This window comes from Legionella genomosp. 1, from assembly GCF_900640215.1.
Classification (GTDB): Bacteria; Pseudomonadota; Gammaproteobacteria; order Legionellales; family Legionellaceae; genus Legionella_C; species Legionella_C quinlivanii_A.
This window is the reverse complement of record NZ_CAAAJH010000008.1, coordinates 59258-75668: the sequence shown is the minus strand read 5'-3', so window position 1 is coordinate 75668 and position 16411 is coordinate 59258. Positions and strand designations below refer to the sequence as shown.

Genomic DNA, 16411 nt, shown 5'->3' with positions numbered 1-16411 from the left:
GCCGCCACGCTCGCTTACTGGGCGCGGGGCAAGTTATGCCTTGAGACCTTTCCCCTTAGACGGGCTGGTATCGGCAGGGACATTGCCACCTTGGATTGGCAGTTGGCAGAATAGGTTTTTAAGGTGTGACTAATCCGCTCTGTTGAAACCATTTTCGGCCAGCAATTCACCTCAGATAGTTTTAATCGGTACTGGGCAAATACCCCTGAAAACGCAGCGCGCATCGCAGGTGAATTAGTCCATACAACGAGAGGCACGGCTTTATTGGCCTGCAGCAGACTATCGGCCACGGCAGGGCCGTTACAAGCCAGGCCATCGCCAGCTCCCAAATCGCCGTCCAGAATAATCAAATCGGGGGTTGATTGAGACAAATAATGATTAAGATCAGAACTGCTTGCACAGACGGTTATGCTAACCTGCGGATTAACTTCCTGCAGTAAGCGCGTTAAGCAATATGCGTTAAAGGCGTGATCTTCAACAATTATCACTTGCATGATAACTCCCTTTCTCCATTCCTTTAAAGTATACGATCGAAAACTTAACGGAAGCTTAAGGATTGAAGGAGCGGCTTGGGATTTTATCAGGAGGGGATAAAAGTTATATTGGCTTTTACCCTTTGTTAAGTTGTAGAAATCGCGCAATCATTGCATTAACCTGCTCTGGTACTTCAAGGGTTGCCCAGCATTTGGATCCTATCACTTTACCAATCTCAAATTGAGGCGCTTCCTGCCGTAATTTTTGATATCTGCAATGATGCTCATCGGTGATAATACATAATGCGGGACAAGAAATCTGGCTTAATTTACCTGTAGAATGCCTATCCCATTCGATTAAGCCTTTAAACATTTTCTGCAGTGCTTTTTTTTCAACCTGATTAAAGGCATCTGCCGCTATTTTCCTAGTTGATTCCTTCGCATCAATAAACAGGGCATTGACCAGATCATCAACAAATTCTTCATAATTTGCCGTGTCCAGGGCAGTGATAAACTCCTCAATTTCCTCGATAAATTTTTCATCCATAAAAATCGGCGGATCGATAAGGATAATGTGTTTGATGGGCAGATTATGACTAAGCACAGTATCAAACACTATATCTGCACCATTGTTAAGGCCAATTAAGCAGATATTATCGAGCGATAGTTCTCGGCAAACCTTATTTATTAAAGCGGATAAATCAGCCATCTCGTAGCTTGCGATTCCCTCACTGCCGCTATGGCCAGGCAGATCAAGCCAGACGATATTACCAAACTGCTTCAGTAACTCTACCTGGTAGCTAAAAAAATGATGATTCCCACCGGCATTATGAATCAAAACAAAGTTCAGCTTACCATTGCCATCAATACGTTCATGCGGCCTCATCATTTATCCTTTCGCTATACCCAGGCAATTTAGTGATAAAATCTGCTCCCATTATTTGCGATGGCGTTTTGTAGCCTGCGCTTATCTCTGTTTTCAGTAAGTGCTCAACAATAGCCAGACTGCCCGTGACGGTGAGTGCGTATCCATTCGCTGTAGCAAATCTTAATGTTTTAATATCGCCCCTGGCATTCTTTACCTCTCCCCAGACATAGGTGAGTTGCTTTTGTAACTGCTCATTATCAGGCCCTTTTTGCCCGGCGGCCCTCGATTTCAGAAAATTCTGCACCCACTTGAAGCCTAATAACCATCGCAGATAATTGAGCCTCTTTAGCATCGATACTCGCTTTGGACTCATTGGGATATAGACTTCAATATTGGGTATTCTGGTGGTATGAAAGGCAGTGCTTACATCTCCCCAGGGAATGGTCGTTGCCAGTTTCTCCCCTCGGCCAAAATCAATCGTCCGCGTTTTCCAGGCGAGAGGAACGGTTTGTATTAACCCATTCACCCGAGCTCTACCCCCTAATGCTAATCCTTCTACCGCAGTTTTTGCCGTTCCCGGAGACAGGCCTGATTTTGAGTCAAACCCGAGAGCCAAATAGTTGGCATCAGCAAGCTGTTGCTTTAACTGGGCGGCGAGACAGTCTGTCGGTATCACATCAAAACCAACACCTGGACAAAGTATAATATTCGCGGCTTTTGCTGAACTATCCTGTTTCTGCGCATATTCAAAAACAGAAATTTCACCGGTAATGTCTAAATAGTGGACTCTTGATTGAATACAGGCGTTGATCATTGCCTGACTAGTGGAAGAAAAGGGACCCGCACAATTTAAAACCAGTTTTACGTCAGCGAGTTGTGTACAGAGATTCTGTTGATCGCTTAAATCGAAAACCCGGCTCTGAAGTCCCAGGTCTTTCGCAAACTCAGTGATGGAATGTGAGTCGCGCCCAGCCAGAATGGGATTTAAACCTCTTGATTTGGCTTCTCTTGCTATTAGCTTCCCGCTATATCCATTCGCCCCATAAATCATCCAGTTGAGCATTTTAATTCCTTTTTCAAGCATCTTTGGATACCGCGAACAAGTCGCGGTACGTAGGCTAATGAAGATAGGTGCACAAAAAACCGTCTTTGCGAGCGTCAGCGAAGCAATCCAATGCTCCTAACTGTGTGTTCAAGACTTACTCTGGATTGCTTCACTTCGTTCGCAAAGACGACATATTTCCTATTTATCCACCGACACTTCGAACCAGCATAACTGCCTATTACCAGCCAGTCACTTCTGCAATCGCATCACCCAGTTCTGCAGGTGAGCGGACGGTTCTTACTCCTGCAGCTTCCAGCGCTGCAAATTTCTCAGCTGCAGTGCCTTTTCCACCAGAAATGATAGCGCCAGCATGCCCCATACGCTTTCCAGCAGGTGCAGTAACCCCGGCAATATAGGAAACCACTGGCTTGCTGACATTGGATTTAATAAACTCTGCCGCTTCTTCTTCAGCAGAACCACCAATCTCGCCCACCATGATAATTGCTTCGGTTTGCTCGTCATGCTCAAACAGATTCAAGGCATCAATAAAACTGGTTCCAGGAATTGGATCGCCGCCAATACCGATACAGGTGCTCTGACCGAATCCCTTATCTGTTGTTTGTTTCACTGCTTCATAAGTCAGTGTACCAGAGCGAGAAACGATACCGACTCTTCCAGGTAAATGAATTGAACCCGGCATAATACCGATTTTACATTGGCCAGGGGTAATAATTCCTGGGCAGTTAGGCCCGATTAAACGGGATTGGGTATTGTTTTCCAGATACACTTTCACATCCAGCATGTCCAGTACGGGAACCCCTTCAGTGATACAGACGATCAGTTTTACGCCCGCATCGGCTGCTTCGAGAATGGAGTCTTTGCAGAATGGAGCCGGAACATAGATCACACTGGCATCAGCCTGTGTTGCCTCCATCGCTTCCCTGACGGTATTAAATACCGGTAAATCTAAATGGCTCTGACCGCCTTTTCCAGGGGTTACCCCACCCACCATTCTGGTTCCATAGGCAATTGCCTGCTCGGAGTGAAAGGTTCCCTGCTTGCCGGTGAAACCCTGGCAAATTACTTTGGTTTCTTTATTAACTAATACGCTCATGCTGACCTCAAACTGGTTCTAATAATTTTCTTCTGAATTCATTGAACTGAAACCCTGATACGCTCTGCGTATCAAGGTTTCAGATATTCGTAAATCAGGCCACTGCGGCTACGATTTTTTTAGCGGCATCGGTTAAACTGTCCGCTGCAATCACATTCAGATCACTTTTGTTCAGGATTTCTGCACCTAACTGCGCATTATTACCTTCAAGGCGCACAACAACGGGTACTTTAACATCAACTTCTTTTACTGCGGCAATGATCCCCTCAGCAATCAAATCACAGCGCACAATACCGCCGAAAATGTTGACCAGAATACCTTTGACCTGTTCATCAGAAAGAATAATTTTAAATGCTTCGCTGACTCTTTCCTTAGTGGCGCCACCGCCGACATCAAGGAAGTTTGCGGGTTCACCGCCATGCAGTTTGATAACGTCCATGGTGGCCATCGCAAGACCCGCCCCGTTAACCATACAGCCAATCGAGCCATCCAGCGGAATATAATTAAGCTCCCAGTTGGTCGCATGATTTTCTCTTTCGTCTTCCTGTGAAGTGTCGCGCATTGCCTTCAGTCTTGGCTGACGATACAGCGCATTACCATCAAGATTAATTTTGCCATCCAGACATAACAAATTGCCTGATTTGGTCACAACCAGCGGATTGATTTCCAGCAGGCTTAAATCACAATCAACAAACATTTTCCCAAGTCCAATCATTAACTGGGTGAACTGCTTAATCTGATTATCATCAAGTCCCAGTTTAAAACCGATTTCACGGCCCTGGAAAGGCATAATACCGACCAGAGGATCCATGATGACCTTGAAAATTTTCTCAGGTGTCTCATGCGCTACTTTTTCAATTTCCACGCCGCCTTCTGTAGAAGCCATGAAGACTACTCGCTGTGTGGAACGATCAATTACTGCGCCCAGGTAGAGTTCGCGTCCGATGTCACAGGTTTCTTCAATTAGCAGGGCATTAACCGGCTGACCTTTGGCATCAGTCTGATAGGTTACTAAACGCGTGCCTAACAGGGCTTTCGCCGCATTGGCCAATTCATCACGGCTGGAAACCAGCTTGACACCACCTGCCTTTCCACGCCCCCCGGCATGAACCTGCGCTTTCACTACTGCTTTGGGAGTGGATAACATATCCAGAGCCTGAACCGCTTCTTCAACTGTGTAGACCACATGTCCCCGAGGAACTGGCAAACCGTAATTATTAAATAGCTCCTTTGCCTGATATTCATGTAAATTCATTGCAACACCTTATAAAAAAAACAGACCTGCATACCGCAGGTCAGCCTGGTTAATGGATTGTGAGTAGACTCTATACATTCAGCAGCAAGCGTGCAGGATCTTCAAGTAACTCTTTCACGGTCACTAAAAACTGTACCGACTCCTTACCATCAATTAAGCGATGATCATAGGATAAGGCCACATACATCATTGGGCGGATGACAACCTGGCCCTTTTCAGCAATGGGGCGCTCTTCAATCTTGTGCATACCCAGAATGGCAGTTTGCGGTGGATTAATAATGGGTGTGGCCAGCAGCGAGCCGAAAACACCGCCGTTTGTTATGGTAAAGGTTCCGCCCTGCATTTCTTCCATGCTGAGCTTGCCCTGTCTGGCTCTGCCAGCAGAGTCGTTAATTGCCTTTTCAATTTCGGCCATGCTCATTTGATCAGCATCGCGCACTACAGGAACAACTAATCCTCTATCAGTGGAAACCGCAATACCCACATCATAAAAGCCATGATAAACAATGTCCTGACCATCGATAGATGCATTAACTGCCGGGAACAATTTTAATGCTTCAACAACTGCCTTGGTAAAAAAGGACATGAATCCCAATTTAACACCGTGTTTTTTCTCAAACTGATCTTTGTATTGGTTGCGTAGATCCATGACGCCTTTCAAATTCACTTCGTTGAAGGTCGTTAACATGGCCGCATTATGCTGTGCCTGGACCAGACGTTCAGCAATTTTAGCGCGCAGGCGAGTCATGGGCACACGGCGTTCTTCTCTTGCCCCCATTGCAGCAGCTGGTTGCTGGCTTGCAGCAGCGCTTGCAGGTTGAGCAGATTTGGCTCGATTGGATTCAATAAATGAAACCACATCTTCTTTGGTCAGACGGCCATCTTTACCGCTGCCGGTCACTTGCTGCGCCTGCAAGTCATGCTCAGACAGCATGCGTCTTACTGCGGGACCTGTGGCTTTGTCTTCCTGCGGCTCGGCCTGAGCTGCAGGCTCTGCTTTGGCTGGTGCAGCAGGGGCTGGTGCTGCGGCTTCCCCTGCTTCAATTTTAGCCAGGATTTGGCTGGCTGTAACCGTATCCCCTTCTTTGAACAGGATTTCCGTTAGTACGCCATCCATTGGAGCCGGAACTTCAAGAACAACCTTATCAGTCTCCAAATCTACAAGATTTTCATCGCGGCTGACCCTGTCGCCTGCTTTTTTATGCCAGGCTGCAATGGTGGCATCAGCAACCGATTCTGGCAGCGTCGGTACTTTCACTTCAATAGACATGGTGTGTCCTTCTAAACTAATTGTTATTTTCTCCAGCGGCTATACCGCTGGACCTATCATTTTTAATTACTTAATGCCGCTTGTACCAGTTCTTGTTGTTGCTTGGCATGAAGCAAGGGGCTGCCTACTGCAGGAGAAGCTGCAAAGCTTCTGCCGGCGTAGCTCAATGTTTGCTCCGGGCTCAGACAGTCTTTGATGTTGTGCTGGGAAGAGAACCAGACCCCTTGATTTTGAGGTTCTTCCTGACACCAGACAATTGCTTTTGCATTCGGGAATTTGGCAAGCTCGTTTCCTAGCGCTTTTTTAGGGAAAGGATAGAGTTGCTCAACTCGAATGATTGCAACACTCTCAATTTTCTCGTCACGGCGTTTTTGCAACAGATCATAATAAACTTTTCCGCAACATAATACTATTTTTGTAACTTTGGCCGGATCCATTGTATCCACTTCGGGGATTACTGTGTGGAACTTTCCTTCCGAGAGATCAGAAAGCGGGGATACTGCGAGCTTATGACGTAATAAACTTTTAGGCGTCATTACGATTAAGGGCTTACGGAAGTTTCGAATCATTTGCCGGCGCAGTAAATGGAACATTTGTGCCGGTGTGGTAGGTGTGCAGACCTGTATATTATGCTGGGCGCAAAGCTGCATATACCGTTCAAGACGGGCTGATGAATGCTCAGGTCCCTGGCCTTCGTAACCATGCGGTAACAGCATCACCAGACCGCATAAGCGTCCCCATTTCTGCTCGCCAGAACTGATGAACTGATCAATTACAACCTGCGCACCATTGGCAAAATCACCAAACTGCGCTTCCCACAATACCAGTGAGGTTGGCTCGGAAGAGGCATAACCATACTCAAATGCAAGGACGGCTTCTTCTGAGAGCACCGAATCGATTACCACGAAGTTTCGTTCAGCATCGGTCGACAGGGTTTCCAGAGGAACATAAGAATCCCCTGTTTTAACATCATGCAAAACCGCATGGCGATGAGCAAAAGTACCACGACCGCAATCCTGACCGGAGAGACGCACCTTATAGCCATCATTAAGCAGACTGGCATAGGCCATTGTTTCCGCATAACCCCAGTTCATGGGGATTTCATTAGCAGTCATCTTCTGACGTTCAGCCATCAGTTTGCTGACTACCGGATGCAATTCAAACCCTTCAGGTAATTGCTGAATTTTATCGGAAAGCATTTTAATATCGGCAGGACTTATTGTTGTATCGGCTTTATCAGTCCATTTGGCATTCACATAAGGCGACCAGTCAATCGATATGTTTCCTTCGTAATCACCGTGTACCAGTTCAACAACCGGTTGACCCTGATCGAGACGGTTGCGATAATTTTCCATGGCTTCGTCTACTTGCTCCCTGGAAATAATTTGCTCATTTATGAGTTGGTCGGCATAAATTTCTCTCAAAGGACGCATGCTCTTTATTTTTTGATACATCGTCGGCTGCGTAACCGACGGCTCATCAGCTTCGTTATGTCCATGGCGGCGATAACAGACTAAATCAATGACCACATCGCGTTTAAACTTCATACGAAAATCAAAGGCTATCTGGGTCGCAAAAACCACGGCTTCCGGATCATCGCCATTCACATGAATGATCGGCGCCTGAACCATTTTAGCCACATCCGTACAATAAAGCGTGGAACGGGCATCGAGAGGATTGCTGGTTGTAAACCCAATCTGATTATTAATGACGATATGGACTGTACCGCCAGTCGAATAACCGCGTGCCTGTGAGAAGTTGAAGGTTTCCATTACGACACCCTGGCCGGCAAAGGCTGCGTCGCCATGTATGACCACTGGAACCACTTTGTCCTTTTTTTCCAAATCATTACGGCGTCTTAAGCGGGCGCGAACTGAACCTTCTACAACTGGCCCAATGATTTCAAGATGCGAGGGATTAAATGCAAGAGCCAGATGAACAATTGCCCCGCTTTCGGTACGAATATCAGAAGAAAAGCCCATGTGATATTTCACATCACCAGTCAGCTCTGATTTAACCTTGCCTTCAAACTCCTGAAATAAGGCATCAGGGGCTTTTCCGAGCACATTCACCAGCACGTTGAGACGGCCGCGATGTGCCATGCCGATGATGACTTCATTGGTTTTAAACTCACCGGCCTGGTGGATGATTTCTTTCATCATCGGTATTAATGAATCCCCGCCTTCAAGCGAAAAACGCTTTTGTCCGACATAGCGCGTACCCAGGTAACGCTCGAGTCCATCTGCGGCAATCAAATCGTTGAGGATTTTTTTCTTTTGTTCATTATCAAATTGAGGACGACCGCGGCTGGACTCCATTTTTTTCTGCAGCCACTCGGTTTCTTCATTATCCGAAATATGCATGTACTCAATACCGATACTGCCGCTGTAGGTATCACGTAATGCCTTGTAGAGATCTTTCAGAGGCATTTCAGAGCCATTGAAATTATTACCGACATAAAAGCTGCGGTTCAGATCGCTCTCGGTAAGATGATGATAACCTAGTTCAAGGCTCGGTACAGAGATACGCTCGGCCATATCAAGAGGATCAAGCCTGGCCGCATGGTGGCCATAGGCACGATACGCATTGACGAGATGAGCTATCTGATATTGCTTGCTGTCTTCAGAGCTGACAACCGCTGTTTTCTTTCGGCTTGCGTTTTGCAAAAAGTAATCTCGAACTTCACGGTGCGCTACATCCTGACCATTACCTCTATTTTCCGCAGCCATTTTGCTAAAAACAGCTTGCCAATCAGCAGGAACGGAATCAGGATCCTGAAGATAATCTTCATAAAGCCCATCCACATAGGCCATACTGCCGCCTGAAAGATAGCCTAAAGCCCATTCATTTTGCAAATCACTAGCACTCATTTTTCACTCTCCAAAGGGAAATGCTCTGCTCAATCACATCGTTCGCTGCATGCGTCGCCTGTTCTGATTAATCAGAGCTATCAGAATCTTATCAAGTTTCCTCTGTTAACATTTGCTTGCGAATATCAGAAATCGCTTGCGTCGGATTGAGTCCCTTCGGACACACATTGGCGCAATTCATAATCGAACGACAACGAAAAACGCTAAATGGATCCTGTAATTTATCCAACCGTTTAATAGTAGCTGTATCTCTACTGTCTGCAAGAAAACGCCGCGCCTGTAGTAATCCGGCTGGACCAACAAACTTATCTGGATTCCACCAGAATGACGGGCAGGAACTGGTGCAGCAAGCGCATAAAATGCACTCATACAAACCATCCAGCTTGGAACGCTCCTCCGGAGTCTGCAGCCGCTCACGAGCAGGCGCCACCTCATCATTTTGCAGATAAGGTTCAATACGCTCGTATTGCTGATAAAATTGCGACATATCAACAACCAGGTCACGGATAACCGGGAAGCCCGGCAGAGGTCGAATCACAATTTTATCGGTTTTTAATTGTGACAACGAAGTGATGCAGGCTAATCCATTCGTGCCATTAATATTCATTCCGTCTGATCCGCAAACGCCTTCACGGCAGGAACGACGATATGTAATCGTTTCGTCCTGCTCCGCTTTAAGCCTTTCCAGTAAAGTTAACAGCATGGGATCACTCTTGACGGGGATCTCCATTTTAAATTCCTGCATATAAGGCTTGCTATCAACCTCAGGATTGTAACGATAGAGATGCAGGCTCAATGTTCTGCTTGCCGACATAATATATCCTCTTAATAAACACGTTCTTTGGGTTGAAACGGCTCTACATATTTCGGCTTCACATTAACCGGCCGATAATCAATGAGGTTCTCTTCACCAAAATATAGCGTATGTTTAATCCAGTTCGCATCATCACGCTTTGGAAAGTCTTCACGGCTATGCGCTCCGCGGCTTTCTGTGCGCGCGAGTGCTGATTGCGCTGTCGCATAGGCCGTAGCCATTAAATTGTCCAGCTCAAGCGCTGAAATCAATTCTGTATTAAATACTTTGCTCTTGTCTTTGATACAGGCATTTTCCAGACGTGCTTTCAATGCATCGAGACGATGCAGTCCTTCAGCCATCACCTGGCCAGTTCTGAACACACCAAAATCTTCCTGCATCACCCGCTGCATTTCTGCGCGCAGTACCGCCGGTGAATCACCCTCTTTTGCATCTTGCCAGCGCTGATAACGAGCCAGCGACATGGCGACATCATCATCGGTTACATAAGGCATATCCGGCAATTGATTCGATTGCCATAATTCTTCTACATGCAATCCAGCAGCCCGGCCAAAAACAACCAGGTCAAGCAATGAGTTACCGCCAAGACGATTTGCGCCATGCACGGAGACACAGGCACATTCACCCACAGCGTACAAGCCTTCAACGATTTGATCCATACCGTTGCGATGTGTCAGAACCTGCCCATGAATGTTGGTTGGAATTCCGCCCATGCTGTAATGGCAGGTGGGTACAACAGGAATTGGCTCGACAATCGGATCCACACCTGCAAACTTGATTGACAGCTCGCGAATGCCTGGCAGGCGGGCTTTAATTAAATCGGCACCAAGGTGGTCAAGCTTTAATTTTACATAATCTACACCCTGGGGATCAAAGCCCTTGCCGGCACGAATTTCCAGTGCCATCGCCCGGGCGACCACATCACGGGAAGCCAGATCCTTGACGCGTGGCGCATAGCGCTCCATGAAGCGCTCGCCATCTTTATTGATCAGATAACCGCCTTCACCGCGGCAACCTTCAGTGACCAGTGTTCCTGCGCCAGCAATACCGGTTGGATGAAATTGCCACATTTCCATATCCTGCAGGGGGATTCCAGCGCGCAGCGCCATTCCAAATCCATCGCCAGTATTGATATAGGCATTTGTGGTTGATTGATAGATACGTCCAGCACCGCCGGTTGCCAGAATACAGATACGGGTCTGGTAGAATACAACTTCACCAGTCTCGATGCAGATTGCGGTTACACCAGCTATCCTGCCCTGCGCATCTTTTACCAGATCAAGGGCATACCATTCGCTGAATACATGTGTTTTGGCACGCAGGTTTTGCTGATACAGCGTATGTAAAAGCGCATGACCTGTCCGGTCAGCGGCAGCGCAAGTTCGAGCGGCCTGTTCACCGCCGAAGTTTTTTGATTGCCCGCCAAACTGACGCTGGTAAATACGGCCATTGTCCATACGGGAGAATGGCAGCCCCATATGTTCTAATTCGTACACTGCTTCAGGCCCGGTCTTGCACAGGTATTCGATACAGTCCTGATCGCCGATATAGTCTGCTCCCTTGACGGTATCATACATATGCCAGCGCCAATCGTCTTCATCCGCATTGCCGAGGGCCGCGGTAATTCCTCCCTGCGCCGATACTGTATGTGATCGGGTTGGAAAGACCTTTGATAATAAAGCCACTTTCAATCCTGAATTGGCGAGCTGAAGGGCGGCGCGCATACCTGCACCGCCAGCGCCAATAATTACCGCATCAAATTTATTACGAGCTAAGGCCATTTATAGTCCCCAGAAAATCATGAAGCCCCAGATAAACTGGGCGGATAACCAACCTGCAACCAATAATTGGACACTGAGCCGCAGAACCGTACATTTTATGTAGTCAGTAGTAACAGTCCATATTCCTATCCAGGCATGCAGAGAGAATGCAACCAATGCCAGTAAACTGGCTACTTTGAACCAGCTGCTTTGAGCCCAGGCATGCCATTCGGTGTAACTAAACGGCGAATGGATGAGCAGAAATGCCAGAATAAAAACCATATAGGCAGCAAAATAAACCGCACTGACTCTTTGAATTAACCAATCCCGTAGACCATTTCCGGTCAAACTGGTGACATTTGTTACCATATACATATCCCCAGAAGAAGTGAAAAGATGACCGACGCACTAATGACTAAAATCGCCCCGCGCCGCCCGGATTCCAGGTGTTCTCCATAACCTAAATCCATCAGCATATGTCGTATGCCTGCAAGAAAATGATAAATTAATGCTGCGCCCAGCCCCCAGAACACCAGTTTTGAAAATGGATGGGCCATCATCTCTCCCACTTTGCGAAATGACTCTTCGCTCTGGAGGGATAAATCTATAAAATAGAATGCGACTGGCATCAACACAAATAATAGTATTCCGGAAATGCGGTGTAAAATCGATGCGATTGCCATCGGTGGATATTTTAAAGACCCCAAATCAAGATTTATCGGTCGTTTTTGTTTCACTTATTAGCCATCCTTAAAATTAGAGACAATAATCAACGCTGAATTATCAAAACTCAAGCCAAAACCTCGCAAAGTATACCACTCTGTTTTTTTGAAGCAATTCCACTCTTTGTGAAAGAATGATAATTTTCACAGGAAACTCCTTGCTTTGGTAGGGGTTCTCCTGCTAAAACAGGTAATTTCATTTAATATCATCCTACATGTGGATTCGATGCTTTGCCGCCTGCCTTTATGACTGCCTGATTCTCAGCGCTCTCAGTTTTATTTTGACAGGGATTGCTGTATTTCTGAATCATGGCCAGGCGATCATGCCAGGCAATCACTATCTACAACTCGCCTTATCGTTGCTTTTCTTTTTTTATTACTTCGTTTCTCTGCGTTCCGGAGGACAGACTATCGGGATGCGAAGCTGGAAATTACGCCTGGTTAAGAAAGGTGAAAAGCAATGGCGACTGATTAAACTTTGAGTTACAGCTCCGCAAATTAAGGAGAAATCCCCTCTCTCTAACTCTCACTGCCATTAAGGCAAGGGATTATGTCATTCCCGCGAAGGCGGGAATCCATTCCTCAATTGGCATTATGGCTAGCTCAGAGAGGGGGATCCCCGCCTTCGCGGGGAGGACAGTTTATATACAACTGAGCTTAACTTAATGGCAGTGTCTCTAACTCTCTCTACTGAAAGGGGAGAGAGGATCTTAAGAAAACATGCCTCTGCGAAGCTCATGCGCAATGGAAAATTTATCTCTTCATACCTGGAGTGCCCGCCTGCGGGTGTTTTCGATAAACATCACGCGGGGTGCCTTCAGGATAACCATAGCCCTTGGCGGCCAATACTTTGACATTTTGCAAATAGCGTTCGCCCCAGGCACCGGGGTCGAAATTGGTTACAACCACATTGTAACTGAGATTGATTACAGACTCGAAAGCCTTTCGCTGGCCCAGCTCATGACCACCAAAAGCAATTTGTACTTCTGTTTCCTGATCAATACCACCCGACTTTAATCGTTCGATTAGCAGGAAGATCATTTTTTCTATGGTGTAATACAGTTTGCACATCGACATGCCCGCCTCATACATATCCTCTGCCTTTGACGTGGTCATTTTATGGCCGAAGTCATGGATATTGTAAACGAATTCACGCTCTTGCGAGTTGGGCAGTAATTCAGGCTCGATAACTAAAGGAGGTATTACCGGATCAATAATAGGACTAATAATATACAATTCAAAATTAGCCCAATGCCACCAGAGTTGATAGACCTGTTCTACTAATGCTATAGGGTCCATATCCTGGGCATTTTTAATTTCCTGGCGAATGTCATCCCCAATCAAAAAGCCATCAGAATTATTTGCTTCAGCCATAATTTACACCAGTTCACTATCTATAGACTATCTTAGCTCAATTTAAGGATAGGTGTATCCCTGATAAATAGAAAAAAATTTGTAAATCCTGGCAGCAGTCAACAAACAGTGGTGAATCGCAAGCTATTAGTTTGGAGCGACATACTGATAGTAAACGGGTGGAGTGGCTTTACACTTGAAACAACTGCTCTGACAGGCTGACTTTTCCTGACAGCAGGCAATCACTCCTTTGCGCAGCCACAGATCAAGCATAGGCTGCAGTGCGCCAATATCGACGCCTAATAATCTTGCCAATTGCTGATTACTGGCTACTTTCTCTTTTTTAAAATACTCAAGAATTTGCATAAGCATGTTTATTTTTCCTAACCCCCTGCCAGCGAAGGTAACTGATAAATCCAGTCATGAACAGCGCCAAACCTGTAATCCAGCTAATTGTCTGATACGGATGCTGACCGAATCGCGCCAATTGATAAAATAAAACCGCTGCTGTGTAAGCCACTACAAAAGACCAGATCACTGAAAACCACATTAACTGGCGATTGGCTTCCTGACGAATAGCTGCCATTGTGGACACACAGGGTATATATAAAAGGATAAACAATAAATAGGCAAATGCACCGGCTTTTCCATCAAAACGCTCGGCCATCATGCCATACATTGAATGAGAAAGCTCGTTATCAGGCGCGCTTGCCAGAATGGGATTAATCAACGCCTGCCCGAGATTGGCCAGATTTTCAGGAATTGACCAGAAGGCCGATTGCAGTGAGCCCAGGAGATCAAAGCCGTCAAGCGCCGATTGTCCTACGTGACCCAGTTGTGCATAAAGAGAGTTTAAAGAGCCGACTACCACCTCTTTTGCCAGCATGCCTGTCAGGAGTCCCACCGTGGCCGGCCAGTTTTCCTGGGTTAGCCCCATGGGCGCAAACAGCGGCGTCAGCCATTGACCCAGCAAGGACAAAACGGAATGCGTATCGGCCTCATTACTGCTAATGCCGCCACTGACTGTCAGGGCATTTAAACCGCCCAATAAAATGCAAACAGGAATAATGACCCGCCCGGCGCGCACAATAAAATGTTTCAAGCGAAAGCCGGTCTCTCTGAGCAGGCGGCGTAATGAAGGCTTATGATAAACGGGCAGCTCCAGAACCAAAGGCGATGCCTGCCCCTGCAAAGTGGTTTTACGTAGCAATAACCCGGTTAATACCGCCATCAAAATACCAATAAGATATAATGCAAAAACGACATTTTGCCCCCCGCTGGGAAAAAACGCGGCAACAAACACCGCATAAATCGCCAGACGGGCGCTGCAGGACATAAAAGGGCTCATTAATACTGTTAATAAGCGATCTCGCTCGGAATCCAGGGTTCTTGCCGCCATAATAGCAGGCACGTTGCAGCCGAATCCGACAATCATCGGTACAAAGGATTTACCCGGCAGGCCCAAAAGGCGCATCAGTTTATCGACCACAAATGCCGCTCTCGCCATATAACCGGATGCTTCCAGCAGCGAGAGAAAAAAGAACATCGAGGCAATCACCGGAATAAAGGTCAGTGTGGTATTAATTCCCACCCCAATGCCGTTGGCAATCAAGGCTATTAACCATTGTGGTGTATGTATTTGCGCCAATAACCAGGCACTGCCCTGCACAAAAAGAGTATCGGTAGTAATGTCAAAGAAGTCCTGAAATGCCCCGCCGACATTGATAGCAAATAAAAACATCAGATACATGACGGCGAGAAATACAGGAAAACCCAGAAATCGGTTTAATACAAAACGATCCAGCCGGGCGGTGAAATGCTCGCTGGCATCACTCTTTTTCTGCTGAACGCTGTTCACAATCTCATGAATAAGCTGATAGCGGGCATCCGCCAGGCTGATGTCATAGTCCGCCAGGGAGCCAGCCTCTGAAAAACAGACGCCACCCTCAAGACTCCTCAAGGCGTGGTAATGAGCCAAATGCGGCATCAGCTGCTTATCATCAATAAGGTGCCGGGTGAAATCCTGTAATTCCTTTTCTGCGTCCGCAGGCAGAGACAAGGTTAAGGGCTTACAGGATCCTTTGTGATCCATAATTTGCGCTTCGAGCGCCCTGAAGCCGACTTTTTTATGGGATTGCAAGGGAACGACTGGGCAACCCAGACGTTTTGACAACTGTTCTATCTGTATGCTTACGCCTTGTTGTTCTGCAATATCAGTCATATTCAAAGCGACTATGAGCGGCTTGCCCAACTCAAGTAATTGGCTGGTTAAATATAAATGGCGCTCAAGATGGCTGGCATCGATCACGTTCACAATTAAATCGGCAGGCAATTCCATAACCGCCCGCGAGGCAATTTGCTCATCCTGGCTGGCTTCCCCTGCTGCGGCTGACAGACTGTAAATGCCTGGTAAGTCGGTGATGGCAATGGACTCATCCCGCACTTTAAATGAGCCGGTTTTCTTTTCAACCGTAACACCAGGCCAGTTGCCAATGCGCTGATTTTCACCGGTTAAGCCATTGAACAATGTTGTTTTACCGCAATTGGGATTACCCACCAATAAAATATGCATTATGCCTTCTCCAGAAGCAGATAACGCGCTTCTTCCCGACGCAAACTAATCGATGTGCCACGAACCTCAACTTGTACAGGACAACCCAGGGGAGCCACACGAATAATTTTTAATTCCGCGCCGCGCGTGATACCTAAAGAAAGCAGCCTGCGCCGATAGGAGGGCTCAGTGATGCCAAAATCAAGCAAACGCACACAATCACCTTTTTTTAAATCATCTATTCGCATCTAAGTTTACAAATTGACAGCAATAAAATTAATTCTAACATAAATGATATCGATAATCATTCTCATTT

General features: G+C 46.6%; 16 protein-coding genes. 1 reads left to right on the top strand and 15 read right to left on the bottom strand.

The window, feature by feature from the left end; translation table 11 throughout:
* Positions 1 to 14: 14 nt before the first annotated feature.
* The 11 genes from E1O89_RS09260 to sdhC all read right to left on the bottom strand — a co-directional run bounded on the left by E1O89_RS09260 (position 15) and on the right by sdhC (position 12206).
* Positions 15 to 494, bottom strand: coding sequence for a response regulator (locus E1O89_RS09260; protein WP_133139917.1), 480 nt, complete (start codon positions 492 to 494; stop codon positions 15 to 17).
* A 115-nt stretch (positions 495 to 609) separates the two neighbouring features.
* A complete protein-coding gene (locus E1O89_RS09255) occupies positions 610 to 1362 on the bottom strand; it encodes an alpha/beta fold hydrolase (RefSeq protein ID WP_133139916.1) in 753 nt (250 codons plus the stop codon).
* Positions 1346 to 2404, bottom strand: coding sequence for a saccharopine dehydrogenase family protein (locus E1O89_RS09250; protein ID WP_133139915.1), 1059 nt, complete (start codon positions 2402 to 2404; stop codon positions 1346 to 1348). The genes E1O89_RS09255 and E1O89_RS09250 overlap by 17 nt, the downstream gene beginning before the upstream one ends.
* Positions 2405 to 2624: 220 nt before the next feature.
* Positions 2625 to 3500, bottom strand: coding sequence for a succinate--CoA ligase subunit alpha (gene sucD / locus E1O89_RS09245; protein ID WP_133139914.1), 876 nt, complete (start codon positions 3498 to 3500; stop codon positions 2625 to 2627).
* A 94-nt stretch (positions 3501 to 3594) separates the two neighbouring features.
* On the bottom strand, positions 3595 to 4755 hold the full coding sequence (gene sucC / locus E1O89_RS09240) for an ADP-forming succinate--CoA ligase subunit beta (protein WP_112219480.1): 1161 nt from the start codon (positions 4753 to 4755) through the stop codon (positions 3595 to 3597).
* A 70-nt stretch (positions 4756 to 4825) separates the two neighbouring features.
* Positions 4826 to 6025 (bottom strand): 2-oxoglutarate dehydrogenase complex dihydrolipoyllysine-residue succinyltransferase, encoded by a 1200-nt coding sequence (gene odhB / locus E1O89_RS09235; RefSeq protein WP_133139913.1) that lies wholly within the window; start codon positions 6023 to 6025, stop codon positions 4826 to 4828.
* Positions 6026 to 6087: 62 nt separating this feature from the next.
* The gene (locus tag E1O89_RS09230; protein WP_133139912.1) at positions 6088 to 8895 is read right to left on the bottom strand and encodes a 2-oxoglutarate dehydrogenase E1 component; all 2808 of its coding nucleotides are present in this window, start codon (positions 8893 to 8895) and stop codon (positions 6088 to 6090) included.
* A gap of 91 nt (positions 8896 to 8986) precedes the next feature.
* A complete protein-coding gene (locus E1O89_RS09225; RefSeq protein ID WP_133139911.1) occupies positions 8987 to 9709 on the bottom strand; it encodes a succinate dehydrogenase iron-sulfur subunit in 723 nt (240 codons plus the stop codon).
* Between the two features lie 11 nt (positions 9710 to 9720).
* A complete protein-coding gene (sdhA, locus tag E1O89_RS09220; RefSeq protein ID WP_058507095.1) occupies positions 9721 to 11490 on the bottom strand; it encodes a succinate dehydrogenase flavoprotein subunit in 1770 nt (589 codons plus the stop codon).
* A complete protein-coding gene (sdhD, locus tag E1O89_RS09215; RefSeq protein WP_112219484.1) occupies positions 11491 to 11838 on the bottom strand; it encodes a succinate dehydrogenase, hydrophobic membrane anchor protein in 348 nt (115 codons plus the stop codon).
* Entirely contained in the window at positions 11832 to 12206 is a 375-nt protein-coding gene (gene sdhC / locus E1O89_RS09210; RefSeq protein WP_112219485.1) for a succinate dehydrogenase, cytochrome b556 subunit, read from the bottom strand. The genes sdhD and sdhC overlap by 7 nt, the downstream gene beginning before the upstream one ends.
* A 200-nt stretch (positions 12207 to 12406) precedes the next feature.
* On the opposite strand from sdhC, the gene E1O89_RS09205 reads away from it, so the two are divergent.
* Positions 12407 to 12673 (top strand): RDD family protein, encoded by a 267-nt coding sequence (locus tag E1O89_RS09205; RefSeq protein WP_133139910.1) that lies wholly within the window; start codon positions 12407 to 12409, stop codon positions 12671 to 12673.
* Between the two features lie 271 nt (positions 12674 to 12944).
* Here E1O89_RS09205 and E1O89_RS09200 read toward each other — a convergent pair whose 3' ends face one another.
* From E1O89_RS09200 to E1O89_RS09185, 4 genes are all read right to left on the bottom strand, one after another.
* On the bottom strand, positions 12945 to 13565 hold the full coding sequence (locus E1O89_RS09200; RefSeq protein WP_112219487.1) for a virulence factor: 621 nt from the start codon (positions 13563 to 13565) through the stop codon (positions 12945 to 12947).
* Between the two features lie 126 nt (positions 13566 to 13691).
* Positions 13692 to 13916 carry a FeoC-like transcriptional regulator gene (locus E1O89_RS09195; protein WP_058507090.1) on the bottom strand — a complete coding sequence of 75 codons (225 nt, stop codon included), beginning with the start codon at positions 13914 to 13916 and terminating at the stop codon, positions 13692 to 13694.
* Positions 13897 to 16119 carry a Fe(2+) transporter permease subunit FeoB gene (gene feoB / locus E1O89_RS09190; RefSeq protein ID WP_133139909.1) on the bottom strand — a complete coding sequence of 741 codons (2223 nt, stop codon included), beginning with the start codon at positions 16117 to 16119 and terminating at the stop codon, positions 13897 to 13899. Before feoB ends, E1O89_RS09195 begins: the two co-directional genes overlap by 20 nt.
* Positions 16116 to 16343 carry a ferrous iron transport protein A gene (locus tag E1O89_RS09185; RefSeq protein WP_058507088.1) on the bottom strand — a complete coding sequence of 76 codons (228 nt, stop codon included), beginning with the start codon at positions 16341 to 16343 and terminating at the stop codon, positions 16116 to 16118. Before E1O89_RS09185 ends, feoB begins: the two co-directional genes overlap by 4 nt.
* Positions 16344 to 16411: the final 68 nt, after the last annotated feature.